Annotated in this window: 20 protein-coding genes and 1 pseudogene; 7 read left to right on the top strand and 14 right to left on the bottom strand. The window is 42.1% G+C overall.

Going from position 1 to position 20043, the window contains the following annotated elements:
* Window positions 1-112: 112 nt before the first annotated feature.
* From NSQ43_RS14915 to NSQ43_RS14885, 7 genes are all read right to left on the bottom strand, one after another.
* A complete protein-coding gene (locus NSQ43_RS14915) occupies window positions 113-1789 on the bottom strand; it encodes an energy-coupling factor transporter ATPase (RefSeq protein ID WP_339251450.1) in 1677 nt (558 codons plus the stop codon).
* Entirely contained in the window at window positions 1786-2553 is a 768-nt protein-coding gene (locus tag NSQ43_RS14910; RefSeq protein WP_339251448.1) for an energy-coupling factor transporter transmembrane component T, read from the bottom strand. Before NSQ43_RS14910 ends, NSQ43_RS14915 begins: the two co-directional genes overlap by 4 nt.
* Before the next feature lie 24 nt (window positions 2554-2577).
* Entirely contained in the window at window positions 2578-3180 is a 603-nt protein-coding gene (locus NSQ43_RS14905; protein ID WP_339251447.1) for an ECF transporter S component, read from the bottom strand.
* A 166-nt stretch (window positions 3181-3346) separates the two neighbouring features.
* Window positions 3347-3694 carry an SCP2 sterol-binding domain-containing protein gene (locus NSQ43_RS14900; RefSeq protein WP_339251445.1) on the bottom strand — a complete coding sequence of 116 codons (348 nt, stop codon included), beginning with the start codon at window positions 3692-3694 and terminating at the stop codon, window positions 3347-3349.
* Window positions 3695-3816: 122 nt separating this feature from the next.
* Complete coding sequence (locus NSQ43_RS14895; RefSeq protein WP_339251443.1) at window positions 3817-5472, bottom strand: b(o/a)3-type cytochrome-c oxidase subunit 1; 1656 nt, start codon at window positions 5470-5472, stop codon at window positions 3817-3819.
* Window positions 5469-5972, bottom strand: a complete 504-nt coding sequence (locus NSQ43_RS14890; protein WP_339251442.1) for a cytochrome c oxidase subunit II — start codon at window positions 5970-5972, stop codon at window positions 5469-5471. The genes NSQ43_RS14895 and NSQ43_RS14890 overlap by 4 nt, the downstream gene beginning before the upstream one ends.
* A gap of 24 nt (window positions 5973-5996) precedes the next feature.
* Window positions 5997-6143 carry a cytochrome c oxidase subunit 2A gene (locus NSQ43_RS14885; RefSeq protein WP_339251440.1) on the bottom strand — a complete coding sequence of 49 codons (147 nt, stop codon included), beginning with the start codon at window positions 6141-6143 and terminating at the stop codon, window positions 5997-5999.
* A gap of 298 nt (window positions 6144-6441) precedes the next feature.
* Between NSQ43_RS14885 and NSQ43_RS14880 the strand changes: the two genes are divergently transcribed.
* Together NSQ43_RS14880 and NSQ43_RS14875 are read left to right on the top strand one after the other, a co-directional pair.
* The gene (locus NSQ43_RS14880; protein ID WP_339251438.1) at window positions 6442-7143 is read left to right on the top strand and encodes a glucosamine-6-phosphate deaminase; all 702 of its coding nucleotides are present in this window, start codon (window positions 6442-6444) and stop codon (window positions 7141-7143) included.
* A gap of 205 nt (window positions 7144-7348) precedes the next feature.
* On the top strand, window positions 7349-7840 hold the full coding sequence (locus NSQ43_RS14875) for a C40 family peptidase (RefSeq protein WP_339251436.1): 492 nt from the start codon (window positions 7349-7351) through the stop codon (window positions 7838-7840).
* Window positions 7841-8340: 500 nt separating this feature from the next.
* Here the strand turns inward: NSQ43_RS14875 and NSQ43_RS14870 are convergent, their stop codons facing one another.
* Together NSQ43_RS14870 and secA2 are read right to left on the bottom strand one after the other, a co-directional pair.
* The gene (locus tag NSQ43_RS14870) at window positions 8341-9237 is read right to left on the bottom strand and encodes an accessory Sec system S-layer assembly protein (protein WP_339251434.1); all 897 of its coding nucleotides are present in this window, start codon (window positions 9235-9237) and stop codon (window positions 8341-8343) included.
* Window positions 9234-11600: an accessory Sec system translocase SecA2 gene (gene secA2 / locus NSQ43_RS14865; RefSeq protein WP_339251432.1), complete on the bottom strand. Its 2367-nt coding sequence runs from the start codon at window positions 11598-11600 to the stop codon at window positions 9234-9236. The genes NSQ43_RS14870 and secA2 overlap by 4 nt, the downstream gene beginning before the upstream one ends.
* Window positions 11601-11856: 256 nt before the next feature.
* Here secA2 and NSQ43_RS14860 point away from each other — a divergent pair, with 256 nt between their 5' ends.
* Window positions 11857-12900, top strand: a complete 1044-nt coding sequence (locus NSQ43_RS14860) for an MraY family glycosyltransferase (RefSeq protein WP_339251430.1) — start codon at window positions 11857-11859, stop codon at window positions 12898-12900.
* 112 nt (window positions 12901-13012) lie between these two features.
* Here the strand turns inward: NSQ43_RS14860 and NSQ43_RS14855 are convergent, their stop codons facing one another.
* Both NSQ43_RS14855 and NSQ43_RS14850 read right to left on the bottom strand, forming a co-directional pair.
* Window positions 13013-14074 (bottom strand): LCP family protein, encoded by a 1062-nt coding sequence (locus NSQ43_RS14855; protein ID WP_339251429.1) that lies wholly within the window; start codon window positions 14072-14074, stop codon window positions 13013-13015.
* A gap of 153 nt (window positions 14075-14227) precedes the next feature.
* The gene (locus NSQ43_RS14850; RefSeq protein WP_339251427.1) at window positions 14228-14860 is read right to left on the bottom strand and encodes a YigZ family protein; all 633 of its coding nucleotides are present in this window, start codon (window positions 14858-14860) and stop codon (window positions 14228-14230) included.
* A 133-nt stretch (window positions 14861-14993) separates the two neighbouring features.
* Here NSQ43_RS14850 and NSQ43_RS14845 point away from each other — a divergent pair, with 133 nt between their 5' ends.
* From NSQ43_RS14845 to NSQ43_RS14830, 4 genes are all read left to right on the top strand, one after another.
* Window positions 14994-16169 (top strand): sensor histidine kinase, encoded by a 1176-nt coding sequence (locus tag NSQ43_RS14845; RefSeq protein WP_339251425.1) that lies wholly within the window; start codon window positions 14994-14996, stop codon window positions 16167-16169.
* A 2-nt stretch (window positions 16170-16171) separates the two neighbouring features.
* Window positions 16172-16846, top strand: a complete 675-nt coding sequence (locus tag NSQ43_RS14840) for a response regulator transcription factor (RefSeq protein ID WP_339251423.1) — start codon at window positions 16172-16174, stop codon at window positions 16844-16846.
* A gap of 64 nt (window positions 16847-16910) precedes the next feature.
* Window positions 16911-17483: a nuclear transport factor 2 family protein gene (locus NSQ43_RS14835; RefSeq protein WP_339251421.1), complete on the top strand. Its 573-nt coding sequence runs from the start codon at window positions 16911-16913 to the stop codon at window positions 17481-17483.
* Window positions 17484-17970: 487 nt separating this feature from the next.
* A complete protein-coding gene (locus NSQ43_RS14830; RefSeq protein WP_339251420.1) occupies window positions 17971-18345 on the top strand; it encodes a hypothetical protein in 375 nt (124 codons plus the stop codon).
* Here NSQ43_RS14830 and NSQ43_RS14825 read toward each other — a convergent pair.
* From NSQ43_RS14825 to NSQ43_RS14815, 3 genes and pseudogenes are all read right to left on the bottom strand, one after another.
* Window positions 18311-18874, bottom strand: coding sequence for a competence protein ComK (locus NSQ43_RS14825; RefSeq protein WP_339251418.1), 564 nt, complete (start codon window positions 18872-18874; stop codon window positions 18311-18313). The two genes, NSQ43_RS14830 and NSQ43_RS14825, sit on opposite strands and share 35 nt — an antisense overlap.
* A 157-nt stretch (window positions 18875-19031) precedes the next feature.
* Entirely contained in the window at window positions 19032-19757 is a 726-nt protein-coding gene (locus tag NSQ43_RS14820; protein WP_339251416.1) for an amidohydrolase, read from the bottom strand.
* 5 nt (window positions 19758-19762) lie between these two features.
* Window positions 19763-19871 (bottom strand): annotated as a pseudogene (locus NSQ43_RS14815).
* Between the last annotated feature and the right edge of the window lie 172 nt (window positions 19872-20043).

The following is a 20043-nucleotide window of genomic DNA, read 5'->3' as shown; positions in this document are numbered from 1 at the left end:
CTTCCACCGTATTTTTATTAAATACTATCTATCTTTATTATATGTGACAAATATAGAGTTTACAAGCGGTCCTGTCCCTTAAGTGGAAGGGGAACTAAAAACTGCCACTCTATCACCGTGACAGTGTGGCAGTTCCTAATTCTATTTCTTTTAGTATAATTTCCTCATATCCTAACTTACGGACGAGTTGAGTGATATGGGGTTGTTCAACACGTGCATCCTGCAATTCTTTCTCTTTTGCGAACGCTTCACGGGTTGAGCCGTCAAAGAGCATTTGCCCCTTGCTGAATATGATTGTCCTTCCAAGTGTATCTGCAACAAAATCCATGTCATGTAAAATGCAGATGACCAGTTTCCCTTGTTTATAAAGCGACTGGATGATTTCCTTTACTTTCGCCTTGCCTTTAAAATCCTGTCCCATCGTCGGTTCGTCGAAAATGACGATATCTGTATCCATTGCAAGAATGGATGCCATTGCAACCATTTTTCGTTCCGCGAGACTTAAATCATATGGATTTTCTTCCTCTTTACCTGTTAGCCCTACAAGTTCAAGCATTGCCTTGGCATTGGCCAATGCAGTTTCATACGATTGGTCGATATTCAATGGACCGAACATCACTTCATCAAGCACTTTATTCTTAAAAATCTGGTCGTTTGGATTCTGGAAGATGAGTCCGATGTGCTTTGCCAATTTTGCGGCTGTTGAATCAGAATTACTCATGCCATTGAAGAGGATTTCACCTTGTCGTGGGTTCAACAATCCTTTCAATAATTTTACAAACGTCGTTTTTCCAGCTCCGTTTTGGCCGATAATCGCGATAGGCTCGCCACTTAACGTAACATTCAAACCTTTAATGACATCATTCTCTTTTCCATATCCGAAGTGGAGATTGCGGACGACTAATTCGGGAGTCTCTTGCGTACACTTATCTGGCTCTTCCTCAGCTCGAAATTGCAACTTCAATTCAGTCGGCATTTCTTCCAAAGTAATAGGGTAAAGTCCTGTCTTTTCATTCCTCAAATTGAGTGCACGAGCAACCTTAGCATACATAGGCGGTTCTACACCATAACAATTTAGGTCGTCTCTAGAAAAGACTTCTGAAGGGGCTCCATCCTGGATTAACTTCCCTTCGTGCATCAATAATATCCGATCCGCATACACTGATAGTTTTTCAAGCTTCTGTTCCACCATAATGATTGTCATTCCGCCCTCTGCAAGCTTTTCGACAATGCGGAACACTTCCTCCGCGCCCTCGGGATCTAATTGTGAAGTTGGTTCATCAAGGATAAGAATATCTGGATGCATGGCAATGACACTTGCTATCGCAACCCGTTGCATTTGTCCCCCCGACAATGAAAACGGATTTTTATTCTGCAAATGATCGATATCAAGCATCTGCATCGTTTTTTCTATTCGTTTCTGCATTTCCTCACGGGGGACGCCATAATTCTCTAACCCGAATGCGATTTCATCATAGACTGTGAACTTGGCCCCAGTCATCTGGGAGAAGGGGTTTTCAAAAACAAGTCCTACTTTTGCCGCGATATCGCTGATTTCATGCGATAAAATATCCATATCGCCAATTAAAATATCCCCGCCATAAGCCCCTTTAAAAAAGTGGGGGACAAGCCCGCAAAGTGCATAACATAATGTCGACTTGCCTGCTGTATTCATCCCTGCAATCCCTATGAATTCTCCTTTTTGTACGGAAAATGAAATATCGTCCAACGCAAAATTGGAGCTATCAGGGTACTTGTATTTCAAATTCCTGACGGTTAACGCATTCATATGACGAACCTCCAAACGATGACAGACATAAAAACGACTGTCATTAAAATCTTCAACGACCGACTATGACGATAGATTTCAATTTCACGTAAATACGTCCTTTTTCCTTTTGCATTGAAACCACGTATTTCAAGAGCGATGGATCGTTCACGTGTTTCATTCAAAGAATTTAAGACAACTGGTCCTAATAGGGGGATGAATGATTTGAATCGTAACCATAATGAACCTTCTGTTTCCATGCCGCGGGCCCGTTGTGCATCTGTAATTTTACCGGTCAGCGAGACCATTTGAGGAATGATTTGTAGTACGGAAAGCAGTACGTAGCCGAATCTTGGAGACAATCCTTTATGTAGCAACGCGTTAACTAAATCATCCGGCTTCGTCGTAAAAATCAGAACTCCGAAAGCAGCGACCATATTGATAACGCGAAGGGCGATTAAAAATGCAATTGAAAAGCCTTCCTTATAGATGGTAATTGGACCAATTTCAAAGAGGACCGTCGCTCTGCTTGGATGAAAAAATCCTTGGATAATGATGATGGAAATGATCAATAAAAAACTAACACCGATAACCGGCAAAATGTATTTAAACACCTTGCCGGTAAGTAAAACAATGAATGTCGTTAAAAGAATCAGTAAAACGGGTAGGTGGCTTGAAAGGATGTACGTCAATATGACGGAATAAAATGCGAATAATAGCTTTGTAAGTGGATCGACCGTATGAATCGGTGAGTCCTTTTTTACATATAGAGTCATGTTGTTCATTTCAAAACCTCCTACCATGATTTATTAAAGCCGTTCAATTTCACCTGTATTGTCGTACATATTTTTTACGTTTTTCGGCAGTCCTTTAAAGATTAGGTAACTGAGCAGTACAGTGATGACTTTGTCCGGGACATCGACTACAATGCTATCTGCGAATGATGCAAGATAGAGGGGCATATCCTTTGAGAGCAATAAAGCAAACAATGCATCTCCCCAAACATTATCCGTCGTCCCTTCCCAAAACATAATGTTAAGTGGTGTTGATACGATTGCGGCAATGAAACCGACGACCAGACCAAGGACGATTGCTTTACCAACATTCGAAATCCAACCTTTGTACGCCATGATTCCCGTGACTAAGCCTATGACGGCGGAGGTGATTGCGTACACAAAAGAAACGGGACTGGTCGTAAATCCATAAAATACATTATTGACGATACCAGTAAGTGCGCCGACGATTGGACCTGCGAGCATACTGGATAGGACAGTTCCTATTGAATCCACCCATAATGGTAATTTTAATAGGCTTGCAAATAACTTTCCGATGAAATTAATACCGACCGCGGCGGGAATTAAAACGAGTGCGGCAGTTGAGAGTTTAAAAGACCACATACTATTGTTCTTCATTCTCTTTTCTCCTTTGTAATCATGATAGTTGTCAAGACACATGTTAATACTAATCTATAATGATGAAATAAGGAAGGCTTTTCGGGAAAATAAAAAGACCAAGATCATCATTTGAGAGATGATTCTTAGTCGTATGTGTAGAATTATTTAGTTCAGCATTGTCCATTCAAAACTGATATTGTTTCAACAAGTTTTCAAGCTTCAAAGCTAACCCGATATTGCCTTTTACTTTTAGTTTCCCCATCATGAATGACGCTGTCGAATTCAAATTGCCGGCAAGCAATTTCTTGAAATCCCCGACGCTCATCTTCAAGGAGCAATCAACTTCACCCGGATCCCCATTGATGATTTCGGCTTCACCTTCTGCGAACTTAAGTCCATATACGCCACCTTCTTCGCCGGTTAATTCCAAAGAATATGTTGTGTTCATCCCTTCAATGGGACTACGATTTTCATTCAATCGCTTGTCGATTTCAGACCAAATATCTTCCATGCTCATCTCTTCCAAGTTCATTCCAAACACCATCCCTAACTATAAGTGAGTGACTATTCATTCACTATACCATACTTGTAACTTTCTGATAAGTACCTTCAAAATAACAAAGCCCCGGGCATGGTATACCCGAGGCTTGAGAATTACCTACCGATCGGCCAATCGAATGGAATCGATCCAGGAGGGGAGTGTTTTATAATATCAATTACTGGAATCGTATACGCGAATAGAATAAGTGCGATTGTGATTCCAATCCATAAATACCAGTTTTCAAGTATTTTAGGTGTCGGTTCTGCATCGATTTCTTCTTCCGCAACTGGGAATTCCTGAACTCCTTTTGGAGCGAAGAATGCAAGTTGTATGAATATATAGATCATCAGGATGATGCCGATGAAAAGAATTGTACCACCGACTGCTTGTGCTACTTGATAGGTGATCCATGTATTCACTTGTTCGCCGCCCATATAATTCGAGAAGTCGGAACGACGCGGGCCGCCAAGTAGACCTTGGATATGCATGGCAGTTGACATGATTGTCATACCGACCGTCCAAATGATCGTTTGAACAATCCCTAACTTATTCAACTTTGGAGTCAATCTCCGGCCGGTCAAATGTGGAACAAGCCAGTATGCCATACCGAAATACGTTAGAATAACAGTAGTTGCAACAGTTAAGTGGAAATGACCTGTAACCCAGATCGTATTATGGACAAGTGCGTTCATTTGGTGAGATGCGTTAACGATACCGCCTGCACCGCCCGGGATGAAAGCAACCATTCCGATGAATGGAGCAAGGAAACGTACATCATTCCACGGTAAGTTTCTAAACCATCCGAAAAGCCCTTTATGTCCTAATTTACGTCCTCTCACTTCAAACGTTCCAAAAATCGAGAATGCAGTCATCAATGAAGGGATTATAACCATGAATGTTAGGACAACTTGGATGAATTTCCATGTTGGATCGATACCTGGTTCAGTCAATTGGTGATGGAATCCGACTGGAATTGAGAATAAAAGCAATAGGATAAATGCCATTCTTGCAAGGGAATCACTGAATAACTTTCCACCAATAATTTTTGGAAGAATTGCATACCATGCCATGTAGGCAGGAAGCAACCAAAAATAGACGAGCGGGTGACCGAAATACCAGAATAATGTACGGCTTAGCAAAACATTGATTGTTGCTGCATATCCGAGTGACCATGGGATGAATTGGACCAAGACAGAAGTTGCTACACCAAGTGATGCGATAAACCACATTGCCATATTGATCGTAACCATGAATGCAAGTAATGGAGATTTCTGATTAGGATTCGCTTTTTTCCATACGTATAGCTGACGGAAATTAACGAATACAGCAATCCAGCTTCCGACGATCACTAAAGCGAGACCGAAATAGAATGCAGGATGTGCTCGAAGTGGAGCATAAAATGTGTATAAAACATTCGCTTGACCGACTAAGATAGTAATTGCAGCCATAATTGTACCTGCAAGCATTGTCCAGAAAGCAAGCCATGCCCATTTTCGCTGTTTGTCAGAGATGCCGACTGTTTTTCCCATAAGGGCAAATTGGAAGCCAATGATGAAAAACGTTGTCATTACGAGACCCAAAATGACGCCATGCACAGTTAAAATCGTGTAATAATTGATGCCAAACGGCAATTGAAATTGCCCTGACCTTGCAAATGTCTGCAACAGACCCATGAGGCCCCCAATAAGTAGCGCAGCAAATGTCACATACATGAACGACATGTAGAGTCGGGATTCCTTCTTCGAAAAGTTATAGTTTTTCAGCATCATTCATACACCTCCACGACCGCGAACATCTGGTGATGACCGACTCCGCAATATTCATTACATACAACCGTGAACTCTCCTGCATTTTTCATGACAGTTTCAAGCCTACTTACGTGACCTGGTTCTACCATCATATTGACGTTTGTTCCTGCAACTTGGAATCCGTGTACGACGTCTTTAGTAGTAACCTGAAATAGTACAGTGGAACCTTTTGGTACGCGGATTCGTTTAACTGCTTTTCCATCAGCGTCTGTTCCGAAATCATAGTTGAAGGCGGAAGCAATGAGGTTAACAGTGTATTTTCCGTCCGCTACTTCACGAAGACCAAGGTTCTCGGGTTTAAATGCTTCATGTTCCTCAACATTTTGTGGATCGATTGTTTCAATATGGCTCTGCGGGTGTGTCCCTTTCCAGAATGCAGCAAATCCGATAACAAGTAAGAAGATTGCGAGTGAAGCCCCTCCGAATATGAGCCAAATTTTTTCATATTTATGCAAATGCATCGTTTTTCCTCCTAACTGATTCTATTATCTTGATAAAAACAAAGCATAAGAGCCAAACCATAAAACAATGATAAATACACCAAGAAGCATTACGGATATGAACGTACCTTTTAAATTAATCTCAGATTCTTTTTGTGTAGGTTGATTCTGCTTTTTATTTTTGTTAGTCATTTATTTCCACCCCCTTGGCAGAATTTCGTTTTGCTTGTTGATACTTTTATCATAGTCCGACGTCGAAAATAGAGAATTAGGGAAAACCCTATGTATCTCAAATAGTGAAAAAGTTTCACATTTTGTACAAATTGAATTCAAAATATCGCCATAGTTATGATAAAGTGGTTTAAATCGGTTGGAGGTAGGAAAAGGAATTTATTTTGTGGTTCGATAGGTTGAAAGTTGACCATACTGTTTCTGGAAATTACAATAAATAGGTAGTACCAAATTTAAAATGAAAGTCGGTTGAGAACAAATGGTAAATTACAAACTTATTCAAGTTGAAAATCCTGAAAAGGGTGCGGATCAATTTTTTCAGTTGATAAAAGAAGAACTTGAAAACGATCGACTTCATGTCCTTGGTTTAGCGACAGGAAGCACGATGATCCCTGTATATAAAAAGTTGACCGAATCCGAATTGGATTTTTCAAATGTAACGACGTTTAACTTGGATGAATATGTTGGCCTCAAAGCCGAAAGTCCGAATAGCTATGCATATTTCATGAACGATCATTTATTCAGCAAAAAAGAATTTAAGGAAACGAATATTCCTAATGGGATGGCGGAAAACCTTGAGGAAGAATGCAAGCGATATGAAGAAGCCTTACAAAAAGCCGGTCTTGACATTCAATTATTGGGTGTAGGGGAAAATGGTCATATTGCATTCAATGAACCAGGAACTCCTGCTGATTCTGTCACTCATGTAGCGGAATTGACTGACTCTACATTAGGCGTCAATAGCCAATACTTCGAAAACGATGAAAAGATCCCGAACACTGCATTGACAATGGGGATTGCATCGATTTTAAGTGCAAAGAAATTAGTGCTACTTGCATTCGGTGAGAAGAAGCGGCCGGCAATTACGAAGTTCCTTGAAGGCAAAGTTGACCCGGACTGGACAATTACTTACTTACATGATCATAAAGATGTTACGATTATTACAGATTTGACTATCTAAACCTATCAGAAAAGCCGCATCTCCTGCGTGGAGAAGCGGCTTTTTAGGCTTTTTCATCAAATATGACAAGCGTATTGCGAATGTAAGTTTACATCATTTTTTGTAACGATACTGTTACGTAATTGTAATATAGGACGAGCATAGTTCATGGTAAAGTTATCTTAGATGATTTTTCAGATAAATATAAAAAAACCTGGGGGAACATATGAGAATCTTAACACGCATGCAAAAGCCTTTTGCTGTTTTTGCATTGTCTTTACTATTACTCGTCGCACCTTTCATCGGTCAAGCTGAAGCATCATCAATTGATTCAGCTGCAATTTCACAAACAGCTACAAGTCTTAAAGGGATCAGATATGTATACGGGGGGACTTCAAAAGCCGGATTTGATTGCTCAGGCTATGTTCAGTTCGTATTTAAGCAACATGGGATTAATCTATCCCGTTCGTCTTCAGGACTATATGCAACTGGGACAAAAGTTGCTAAAAGTGATCTTGTTGTAGGCGATTTGGTTTTCTTTAACACGACTGGCAAGGGAGTATCCCATGTTGGTATCTATATCGGCGATGGAAAGTTTGCGCATGCATCATCTTCAAGAGGCGTTCGTGTCGATAAATTGAATGATCCAGCTTATTGGGGCAAGCGATACATCGGCGCTAAGCGAATCACTGGCGTATCAGATGTCGCGTCAAAATAATATATAATTAAACTTACCCATACGGCAGATTCCTAAACGGAATCTGCTTTTTATTTTTCTTACAAGCTAAAATGCTCTGGTGAGAGCATGAGCGGCTTTGAGAAATCATGAGCGGATTTGCGAAATCATGAGCGGATATGCGAAATCATGAGCGGCTTTGCGAAATCATGAGCGGATATGTGAAATCATGAGCGGCTGTGTGAAATCATGAGCGAATTTGCGAAATCATGGGCGGATGTATGAAATCATGAGCGGCTTTGCGAAATCATGGGCGGATGTATGAAATCATGAGCGGCTGTGTGAAATCATGAGCGAATTTGCGAAATCATGAGCGGCTATGCGAAATCATGAGCGGATATGCGAAATCATGAGCGGATTTGCGAAATCATGAGCGGATATGTGAAATCATGAGCGGATATGCGAAAAATCATGAGCGAATCCAGTATAAATTAAAAACCGGGTGAAGGAATAATTTCCTTCACCCGATTTTATGAAATATCTTATTGCTGTGGTACGCGAATGACCCATTTTGTGAAATCTGGATCTTCTTTTTGAACCATTTCCTTCGGATAGATGAATGTCCATGGTTTTGAAGTATTTGCTTTCACTTCGAGTGGAGCAAGATTGAATGAGCCGCGTGCTACGAGGTCGCCATTTGCATCCAATAGCTCGAGTGGTAGCTTTTCGATGCTGATTTGCTTCGAATGACCGTTTCGGATGAAGAGGGAGACTGCGATGCTGCCTTCATCCTGTTTCTTCACTTGGAAACCTGCAAAGTTCACTTCACGAGGTTTTAACTTCGGCATACGTTCAACGACTTTTTCAAGTGCGTCTTTCTGTTCAGCCGAAAGTCCGTCTTCCCATGCTTGTTCAAGCTCAAGCTTATGCGGCACCATAGATTGTACGTTGAAAGCAAGCTTCCAATTTTCCTTTGGTGGTTCTTCTAAGAATGTATTTTGTTTCGTGAAAACGAATACCCAAGGTCGAGCACTGCGCGCCGGGATTTCTCCTAATTCACTTAAATCGAATTCCTGGGAAGCAATCACGTCGCCTTTATCATCAAGTAATAGCAATTCGACAGGTCCCATTGAAATTGCCTGATCCAGTGATGATCTGAAAAATGCTTTGACTAACCAGCTGTCGATCGCTTTTTCGACGTCGATATCGACTCCAGCGAGGGAAATTTGGTTTGGTTTTAATGGTTCAAGTTCATTGGACAGGAATCGGAATACGTATTCCTGCTCTTGTGATAAAACCCATTCCGGATGAAATGATAATTGCGTTTCGACATCATCCGTTTCATCAGATTGGACAGCGTTCTCTAAAATTTCCCCTGAATCGACAGTGCTGTCTGCTCCCGTCTTTTCAGTTTTCTTGAACATGGAAAAAAGTTTCATGATTCATCGGCCTCCTGTTGTTTTGAAATAAGCTTCATAAATCCGATTACCTCTGATGCGATACTGCGGCGCAACTTTTGGTAATGTTTGGCGAATAGTTGCAGGCCTTCACGCTGATAAATTCGCATTGGATCTTCTTGCCCGTAAGATCGTAAACCGATTCCTTCCTTAAGACGGGTCATCACTTCAAGATGTTTCACCCACATACTATCGATATGGCTCAACATGACTTGAGGGATGAGGTTGACGACTTCCTCATTATCAGCGAAAGAATCGACATAGGCGAACAGTTCGTCAATCGGCTCTTTGTATAATTTCAGGATATCAGACGGCTTTTCCACATTATGCGGTAACGTAAGAGGCTCCAGTAAAAGACTGTTCATCGTCCGTTCGATTCTTTCGAAATCATAGTTGTCGGCCGTTTCATTTTCAGGGCAACTGTCATAAACGACAAATTCCACCGCTTCAGACACCATTGTTTTTAACTGGCTGAACAGGTCTTCTTGTTCAAGAACCTTATCCCGTAATGAGTAAAGAACACCGCGTTGGTCATTAATGACATCATCTAACTTCAAATTGTATTCGCGCATGGAGAAGTGGGCACCCTCGACAATTCGTTGCGTGCGCTCTGTCAATTCATTCACATCGGCATTTTGAACGAGACCGTCTTCATCGGTTTTCACTTTTTTATTAAATTTCTCCAAATCATCTTTTGCGAAACGAGTAAACATTTCATCTTCAAGTGAAATGAAGAACTGGCTTTCACCGTGGTCTCCTTGTCGACCGGAACGACCGCGTAATTGGTTGTCAATTCGACGGCTTTCATGCTTTTCCGTCCCCAAGACGAAAAGTCCGCCGATTTCTTCAACGCCTTCACCAAGCATAATGTCCGTTCCTCGTCCTGCCATGTTCGTAGCGACCGTAATATGACCGTATTGCCCCGCTTGTGAAATAAGGTCGACTTCCTGCTCTACGCTCTTGGCGTTCAAAAGGTTATAGTTAAGATTCAAGCGATCCAAGTAATTGGCCACTTTTTCCGATTGCAAAATAGACGTTGTTCCAACAAGAACGGGTTGTCCTTTTTCATGTCGCTTGGCGACTTCTTTTGCAACAGCTTCGTATTTCTGCTCGATTGTTTGGTATACCTTATCTGGTGAATCAATACGGGCACGGGGACGATTCGTCGGAATTTGAATAACTTCCATATTATAAACTTCACGGAATTCCTTTTCTTGTGTCTTCGCAGTTCCTGTCATCCCGCTAAGGGTCGGGTACATCCGGAAATAGTTCTGAATCGTAATCTGGGCTTGTGCCTTATTTTCATCGGTGATTGGTAGGCCTTCTTTTGCTTCAATCGCCTGGTGAAGCCCGTCGGATAACGTCCTACCTTCCATGATACGGCCTGTGAACATGTCGACAAGCTCTACTTTTTCATCTTTCACGATATAATCGACATCGCGTTTGAATATGACAAATGCGCGAACAGCTTGGATCATATAGTGGTAAAGTGTCTGGTGTTCCAGATCATATAGATTATCGATGCCAAACGCCTTTTCGACCTTCTCGATGCCTTCCTCAGTCAATGAAGTCGCTTTTGTTTCATCATCGAACTCAAAATCCACACCTTTTTTGAAACGTTTAGCAAGTCTTGCAGCGATAAAATGAAGATCCGCATCTGCCTGCATTTTACCGGCGACAATCAAAGGAGTTTTCGCTTCGTCAATCAGGACGCTGTCGACTTCATCGATAATCGCAAAATGGTATGGACGCTGAACTTTATCCGCTGTATGGCGCGCCATATTATCCCGAAGATAGTCGAATCCAAACTCAGTGCCGACTCCGTATGTAATATCGGCCAAATAGGCATCCTGCTTTTCATCGGGTTGCATCATCGGAACATTTAAACCGACAGTCAGTCCAAGGAAGCGATGGATTTGACCGATTTGATCGAAATCCCGTTTTGCAAGGTAGTCGTTGACGGTAATAACGTGGACACCTTTACCTTCAAGGGCTCTTAAATAGGAAGGAAGGGAAGCGACAAGCGTCTTTCCTTCACCGGTCGGCATTTCCGCTATATTTCCTTCTGCTAATACCATTCCGCCGATTAGTTGCACATCGAAGTGGCGCATATCCAAGATTCGTTTCGATGCTTCGCGAACAACGGCGAATGCCTCCGGAAGGATATCATGGACTGTCTCACCGTTTCCGAGCTGTTCTTTAAATACTGTTGTCATATTTGCAAGTTCTTCGTCAGTGAAGCTCTCGTATTTTGATTCTAAATTATTTATGTGTTGAACAACTTTGCGGTATTTGCGAAGCTGCCTTTCACTTGTTTGGTTTGAACGCTTAAAAAATGATAACATGTAATGGATGCTCCTTTGTCTAATCCTTCTTTAAGGATACGTCTATTTTATCAAAGTATATATGAAATGACTACCACAAGGGAGAATTGCAAGCAGTATGAACGATGTGAAGCCATTAAATGTACAATTTGTGGTTTGAATTAAATTAAAATAGGGTATGGTAATCTATGTTTTTATGAACTTGGATGCTTTCCCTATCCAAACGTGCTATAATACGTTTGGCTATCTAAATTTGTTTTCTACGGGGAGGAAGGACATGTTATTCCTTGCAATGGCTGCTGCATTCGTAGCTTCCATCATACTAACTCCACTTGTCATAAAGTTTGCATTCCGAATCGGGGCAGTCGATCATCCCAATTATAGGAAAGTGCATGCAACCGTCATGCCGCGTATCGGCGGAGTGGCAATCTTTGGCGCTTTCGCTGTCGGCTATTTATTATTACGCCCTGAAGATGAACATGCAATTGGAATTCTTGTTGGAGCACTAATCATTATAATAACTGGATTTTTGGATGATATGCTTGAAATCACCGCTAAGGCTAAGTTAATCGGCCAATTGGCTGCTGCGATTGTAGTTGTAGCGTGGGGCGGTTTACAAATCGAATTCATTAACTTACCATTTTTCGGTCCTTTTGATTTTGGATACTTAAGTATTCCAATTACGATCATTTGGATCGTTGGCATAACGAACGCTATTAATCTAATTGACGGCTTGGATGGTCTTGCTGCCGGCGTTTCTACAATCGCTCTTATTTCCATCACTGTGATGGCTGTAATTATGGGAGACATGTTTGTTGTGGCAACTGCAGCAATTTTGGCTGCAAGTTCACTCGGCTTTTTATTCTATAATTTCCACCCAGCGAAAATTTTCATGGGGGATACAGGGGCATTATTCCTTGGTTATATGATTGCTGTATTGGCATTATTAGGGTTTAAGAACGTCGCGGTCGTATCGTTGGTCATCCCGATCATCATGTTAGGTGTACCGATTTCGGATACATTCTTTGCAATTGTTCGTCGGGTAAGGATGAAACAACCGATTTCAGCACCCGATAAATCACATTTACACCATTGTCTGTTGAGAGCAGGATTCTCCCACAGACAGACAGTCCTTATCATTTATGGACTTGCGATTCTTTTCGGTGTCGCGGCTGTACTTTTCTCACAGGCAACTGTCTGGGGTGCAATCGTACTTATCGCCGTCATGCTTCTTGCAATTGAGCTTTTCGTCGAAGCGATTGGCCTGGCCGGAACAAATTATCGTCCATTATTGAACCTTGTTCGTATGATTGGAAAATAAATGAATACAATATGATACGGTGGTATGCACATGTTGCATATCATCGTTTTTTTATTGGAATCGAATACAATAAAAAAACACCCCGCTGAATGGAATCAGCGGGGATGTTAGGTCATTTTATATCTTCACTGCCATCAGCGGTTTCATCTGTTGCTCCGAAAACGTCTGAACTGCTGCCATCGGTCAAATTTGAAGAATCCGGGATGAGTCCAAGATGGGCTTGCAATAATTGCCTTACATTCTCGAGGTCGGCTTGATCCAATTGGTAATAATATGGACCTCTTGAATAGTCATCAGTACCTTTTAGGTTGATCGTATCGATTTTTGGCATGCCGCCTTTTGCATATTCCCAGAATGATGTCATTTCATTAAACGTCATGTCGGTTTTCATATTATCACCGACAGCTTCGATGACATCGCCGTATTTTCCGATTGATTTCACTGAAGCCATTTCTTTAATGATTGCTTGCAAGATCATTTGTTGTCGCTTTCCGCGCTCAAGGTCGCTATCAAGCTTACGGGTACGCGCCAATGCAAGGGCGTGTCGGCCATCAAGCGTATGCACGCCTTTGACTAATTGAATCGTATTTTTATCATTCTCGTCTTTTTCCAGTCTGTTATACGGTACTTCGACTTCAATACCGCCTAAAGCATCGACAACTTCGATAAACGCATTGAAATTCATCTTCACATAATAATCGATTGGAATGTCCAACAATTCCTCGACTGTCTCGATTGCTGCATGGGTTCCTCCGAAAGCGTGAGCATGGTTGATCCGGTCTTTATATTTGACCTTTGGGATATACACATATGAATCCCGTGGGATGCTTAACAACTTTACGGACTTTTCTTCCACGTTGAAAGTTGCGACAAGTAGGGCGTCGGAGCGGCCACGTGCTTCGTGCCGTACGTCAGTTTCATCTACACCGATCAGTAAGATGGATACATTATCCTTCGCCGGTTCGACCTTGCCACTGCCCCTTAAATCGGATTTCGATGTAGTAGGAACCGCCTCAAATGCATTTTCGACAGCTTGTTCAGCCTTCTGACGCAAAGAAAGCGCGTAGGAAGCCACTACAAGCAATGCAGTTAGCGACACCAATAGGCCGATTTTGACGGCGATACGAGTTTTAGACGTCGCTTTCTTCATTTTTTTAAATTCTTTTCTTTTCATATATAAGCCTCCACCGGGCTAAGGAATTTACTTAGCAATTTTAATCTTCCTCATAGTATGCGCAAATGTCGACATGTAATTTAGTTGCAATAAATGTAATCATTCGTCAACTTTCACCATTATACTATTAAATTCGGTTACCGTATACTATTATCAAACTTCAAATTCAAGGAAAGTATTAGAAACGGTGGATATATCGGCTTGGCCGTTAGTCAATTCTGTAATCCAATCAATAAATTCATTGGAACTATCAGTTGGTACGTAAAGCAGCAAGCTGACGTCTTCTTCATAAAGGATCTCTTTTAATGGATAAGGAGATTGCCTAACTTCATTCTCAACTTTTCCAAGCCAAGTATAATCAATGGCTACTTTCATTAAATTATGCAGCTTTCGCTCAACTACACCGGTTGCGGCTATTCCTTCGGTTGTCGCCCGTCCATAAGCCCGGATCAGCCCGCCGCCTCCTAATTTAATACCGCCAAAATAGCGGGTCACTACTACCGCAGTATCTTTTAATCCCTGTTTTTTTAGGACTTCAAGCATTGGAAAACCAGCTGTTCCGGAAGGTTCTCCATCATCATTCGCTTTTTGTATCTGGTCGTGCTCCCCGATAATATAGGCTGAACAATTGTGTGTCGCTGTATGGTGCATCTTTTTGATCTCTTGGATGAAATCCAACGCTTCCTCTTCCGTCTCAACCCGTCTGACATATGTGAGGAATCTGGATTTTTGTATGACGATTTCACTTTCGCCAGACAATTTGACTGTTTTGTAATCCGCTCTCATTTGCAGCACTCCTATCACTTGTAATACAATCTTAATATGTATTCAGTTTTATGATGATATAATAATAAAGTGTATTCGTTATTAAAGAATACTGCAACATTGCTACATAGTGGCCTGGATAGGAGTGTTGAAGTTGGCAGAAAATACCATGGATATCCAACGTTTGGAAAGTATCTTCGATAATATGGTTAATGTGATGGATAAATCCAAAAATGATATTTTCTCTATTAGCGAGCAAAGCCGCCAAACCTTCCAGGAAATGCAGACCGAAATTGCACTTATTAAAGAAGAGATTTCCCGGGTAATCGATGAAGGTGATAATTTAGAAGATTTGACGCGTCATTCTCGAAGAAGGCTTGCGGATGTATCGAAGAATTTTATGAATTACACCGAAGAAGAAGTGCGAAAGGCTTATGAGACTGCAAATGATCTGCTTGTTAGGTTATCTATCAACCGGATGGAGGAAAAGCAATTACGTTCACGCCGGGATGATCTTGATCGGCGAATAGCAGCTCTATTAGAGACAATCGATAAAGCGGATCACCTTGTGAATCAGGTAACGGTAGTCATTTCGTATTTGACTTCCGACTTGAAAAAGGTTGGTCAAGCGTTGGAAACGGCACGAAAGAAACAGGAGTTCGCTATTCAGATCATTCAAGCCCAAGAGGAGGAACGAAAACGCCTCTCCCGGGATATTCACGATGGACCAGCCCAAATGCTTGCCAATGTTCTGCTTCGTTCTGGACTTATTGAAAAGACCTTTATGGAAAGAGGGACTGGTGAGGCAATATCGGAGCTTCACTCATTAAAAGAAATGGTTAGAAAGGCCCTTCTTGAAGTGCGGCGTATTATTTATGACCTACGTCCCATGGCGCTCGATGATTTGGGATTAATACCGACACTGCGAAAGTATTCCCAAACAACGATGGAGTATGAGAAAGGCACTACAATTCACTTCATGAATAATGGCAGCGAGCGACGGTTGGAGCCGAATTTCGAAGTATCGACTTTCCGACTTGTTCAAGAATGCATTACCAATGCCCTTAAACATGGTAAATCAAGGGATGTATGGGTGAAAATTGAATGGCTTCGTGATACAATGAACATTGTAGTGAAAGATAATGGAAAAGGCTTTGACGTTAATCAATCTAAAGAGAAATCATTCGGTATTATTGGAATGCGAGAGCGCATTGAATTGCTGAAAGGCGAGATGAAGATCATTTCAAGCGTCGGCAATGGTACGACAGTGTTATTCCGTATTCCGTTACAGGAAAATATAATTGTTGAAAAGGGTATTGGGAGGGAATGAAAATGACCAAAATATTAATTGTGGATGACCATCAGCTTTTCCGTGAAGGTGTGAAGCGTATTCTCGATTTCGAAGACTCATTCGAAGTAGTGGGAGAAGGGGACGATGGATCTGAAGTAGTTGAACTTTACAGACGCTTTGAACCAGACGTCGTATTAATGGATATCAACATGCCGGGAATGAATGGCGTAGAGGCAACAGAAAAGGTTAAAAATGAATTCCCGGATGCGAAAATCATCATTCTCTCCATCCATGACGATGAATCATATGTATCGCATGCGTTGAAGTCAGGCGCGCTTGGCTATATGTTGAAAGAAATGGACGCTGACGCTATCGTACAGGCAATCAAGGTCGTAGCTACCGGGGGTTCATACCTGCATCCAAAAGTGACTCGCAATCTTGTTGCGGAATACCGTCGACTCAGCGAACGTGAACATAAAGGATACTTCCATCAAAACGACATTCGCCGTCCGCTTCATTTATTAACAAGACGTGAATGTGAAGTATTACAGTTGTTGACGGATGGACAAAGCAACCGTACAATCGGAGAAACGCTTTTCATTTCCGAAAAAACAGTTAAAAACCATGTATCCAGCATTCTACAAAAGATGGCTGTCAACGACCGTACTCAGGCAGTTGTCACTGCAATAAAGAACGGCTGGGTTGAAGTTAAGTAGTAGTGATTGTTATGATAAAGGGGCCTTTTAAAGGGTCCCTTTTTTTAATGTCAGGAGGAGAAATATGAAGAAAAATGTATTGATTTACACGATTTTAGCGCTTGTTCTTATTTTAGCTGCATGTTCCAAGAAGGAAAATTCTACAGGTGGTTCTGTCAGTGATGGTGAAACGGTTGGCGGTTTCGGTTCGATTGATCATGGGGTAGATGAGAATAAGGTTGGTTTTAATATGTTGGGCGGGTCGATTGAAGAGGCTGCGAATGTTCCTTCTGCGGAGAAGGAGCTTATTATAAAGTCGTTTGATACGTATATGCATGCGTTTAATAATCAGGATATTGATGAGTATATGGGAGTTCTTTCTAAGAATCCTAAGAGTTTTACGATTGATGAAGAGCGGGTTTATATTGAGGGTGTTTTTAAGGAGTATGCGTTGAGCCGTGAAGCGAATGATGTGACGGTTGTTAAGTATGATGAGGATGCGAATGAGGCTCAGGTTTTTGCGAATTTGTCTACTTCGATGAAGCAGAAGTCGACGGGTCTTGAGACGAAGCGTAATGGTCGTCAGGTGACTGTTTTCGCGAAAGAGGATGGGGAATGGAAGGTTACTTCGGTTTATTATATGGAGGATCAGAAGTAGGCAACTGTTGATTTCCGCTCCGGGCGGACGCTTTCCGCGGGCATGGCTTCAGCCGCTTCCCTCGCTTCGCTCAGTCCAGGGTCTTCAGCTCATGCTATTCCCGCTGGAGTCGCCGCCCTGCGCTTCAATCAACGGTGATTGCCTATAATTGTAGTTGTTTTGAATAAAAGACACGAACGAGTCCATCATTAATTCATAATGGTGGTCTCTTTTTTTTATTTCCAAATTCCTTTAAATACATATAAATCGTACGAAAAACGCATAAATCTTTTTAAAAGTCCATAAGCCGCTTGAAAGCCGCATAAATCCCTCTAAATGCGCATAAATCGCTGCAAAAGTCCATAAATCTCCATAATCACGCATAAAGCGCGCAGCGGCCGCACGCATTCCCCTCTGCGGATAAAATTACCTTCCCGCCTGTGTTGCATATTTCAAATATTCATCATATAATGGGAACAAATGTTCCTTTTGAGAGGAGGAGAGAGTGATGCCTTTAATTCCTGCGAAGGCATTGCCTTATTTTGAAAATATGATTTACCTGCCGATGCTTTTGATTGTATTGCAACGTGATCGGGAGCTGCTTGAAAAGGGCCCGTTCAAGTTGAAGGGCCCTTACCTTAAAATTATTGATGCTACGATGACACAGGTTCAAAGCGAGTTGCAAGAGACGAAATTTTATCTGAGACGCCATGATATGAAAGTGATCCGTAAGGACAGGGATAGTATGTTTACGGAATATATTTTCATCAGTGGCGGCTATGAAGATCATCGCAGGTATTTGAATGTCCGCCTGAGAAATAGGACGGAAGAATTATTGGATTCGTATTTTACAAGGTCGGGAAATTATTCGGCCTCTCATTAGCCGGGAAAAAGAAAAATGAACGGTTTGCCATTTCCCGTTTCTTCAGGAAATCTTTTTCGATCATTCTTGCCAATGCGAATTGGCGGTACAGGGTGGGGGCTGAGATTTCCGTTTTGAATGTTTGTCCATTATCAAAGTGAACGGAAGTGCCTAAGCCGTCAGTGTTGAAAAGATCGATTGCATGGTACGCAATCCATACATTTTGGTCTGACTGAGGTGATAAGGTTGGTAGGAAGATGTATGGTAAGCCGTAAGAATTCGCCAACAAAATGGGCGATTTTTGTCTGTTATTCCCGAATAACACTTTAGATGCCTTCAAGGTGGTTTCAAAATCGGAACCATATTCGGCGCAAGATCGGCTCACAATCTGTAACGGTTTTTTCGAAACGATCAACGTTTTCTCCCGCTCGATGACTCTTGTGAAGATTTTGCCGTCTACATTTTCGGGTGCCAATGCGAAGGTCTTTTCTGTAATGATGTATCTCGTGGTTAACTCTTGTTTGATCGGTAATTCCCCCTTATTCGTCAAAATTCTATGTTTATCCCGTCCATTTTATAGTATAGGATAAATGGAATAAAAGCAATTAATTGGTGTGATAATTTGAATTATTTATTCAAAACTAATAATTGTTGAATGAAAAAGGACACCTTTCTTGTATCGGGTGTCCTTGTCAACGTTATTTAACTTAAATAGTTTGATAGTCTAATGCAGCTGCACCAAGTGTCTTCGCCGCAAGTAACATCGCTTGTTCGTCGAAATCGAATTTTGGATGATGGTGTGGATAAGGTGTTGCCGGTTGTGCTCCGGTGAAGAAGAATGTACCTGGAACCTTTTCCAAATAATACGCGAAATCCTCTCCGCCCATATGCGGCTTGCTTTCGATGACCGCTTCAACTCCCGGGATTTGCTCGGCAACTTCCTTAAGGAATTCGGTCTCCGACTTATGGTTCACGACGGCAGGGTATCCGCGGAAATAGTCGAATTTGATTTCACAGTCGTGGGCGAGTGCAGTTCCCTCGACGACACGCTTCATTTCCCTTTCCATCAGATCACGAATTTCGGGGTTGAAGGAGCGTACGGTACCGCCAAGTTTGGCAGAGTCCGCGATTACATTGAATGCGTTATCGGCGATGAAAGAGCCGACGGAAAGTACTGCGGATTCAATCGGATTGACACGTCTCGACACAAGCTGTTGAAGGTTAATGACAAGTTGCGCTCCGATAACTACGGCATCTTTCGTCTGATGCGGAGATGCCCCGTGGCCGCCCGCCCCTTGGATTGTTATTTCGAATCGATCGGCAGCCGCCATGACCGGGCCTGTTAAGTATTCAATCGTCCTCAATGGAGTGCCCGACCAGAGATGGGTACCGAAGATTGCATCGACCCCTTCGAGACAACCGTCTTCTATCATTGAAATGGCGCCGCCTGGAGCATATTCCTCCGCGTGTTGGTGGATAAACACATACTCCCCGGCAAGATCTTCCTGCATTTCATGGAAGGCTTTTGCCAATTGAAGTAATGCGGCGGTATGTCCATCGTGGCCGCATGCATGCATGACGCCCGGTACTGTGGATTTATAAGGGACATCTTTTTCATCCTGGATCGGTAATGCATCAAAATCGGCACGCAGTGCAACCGTTTTTCCTGGACGAGCCCCTTTAATACGAGCCACTACTCCATTACCACCAACACCTGAC

Origin of the sequence: Sporosarcina sp. FSL W8-0480, assembly GCF_037963765.1 — a bacterium.
Taxonomy (GTDB): Bacteria; Bacillota; Bacilli; order Bacillales_A; family Planococcaceae; genus Sporosarcina.
The sequence above is the reverse complement of the archived record's forward strand: the minus strand, read 5'-3'. Positions and strand labels throughout refer to the sequence as shown.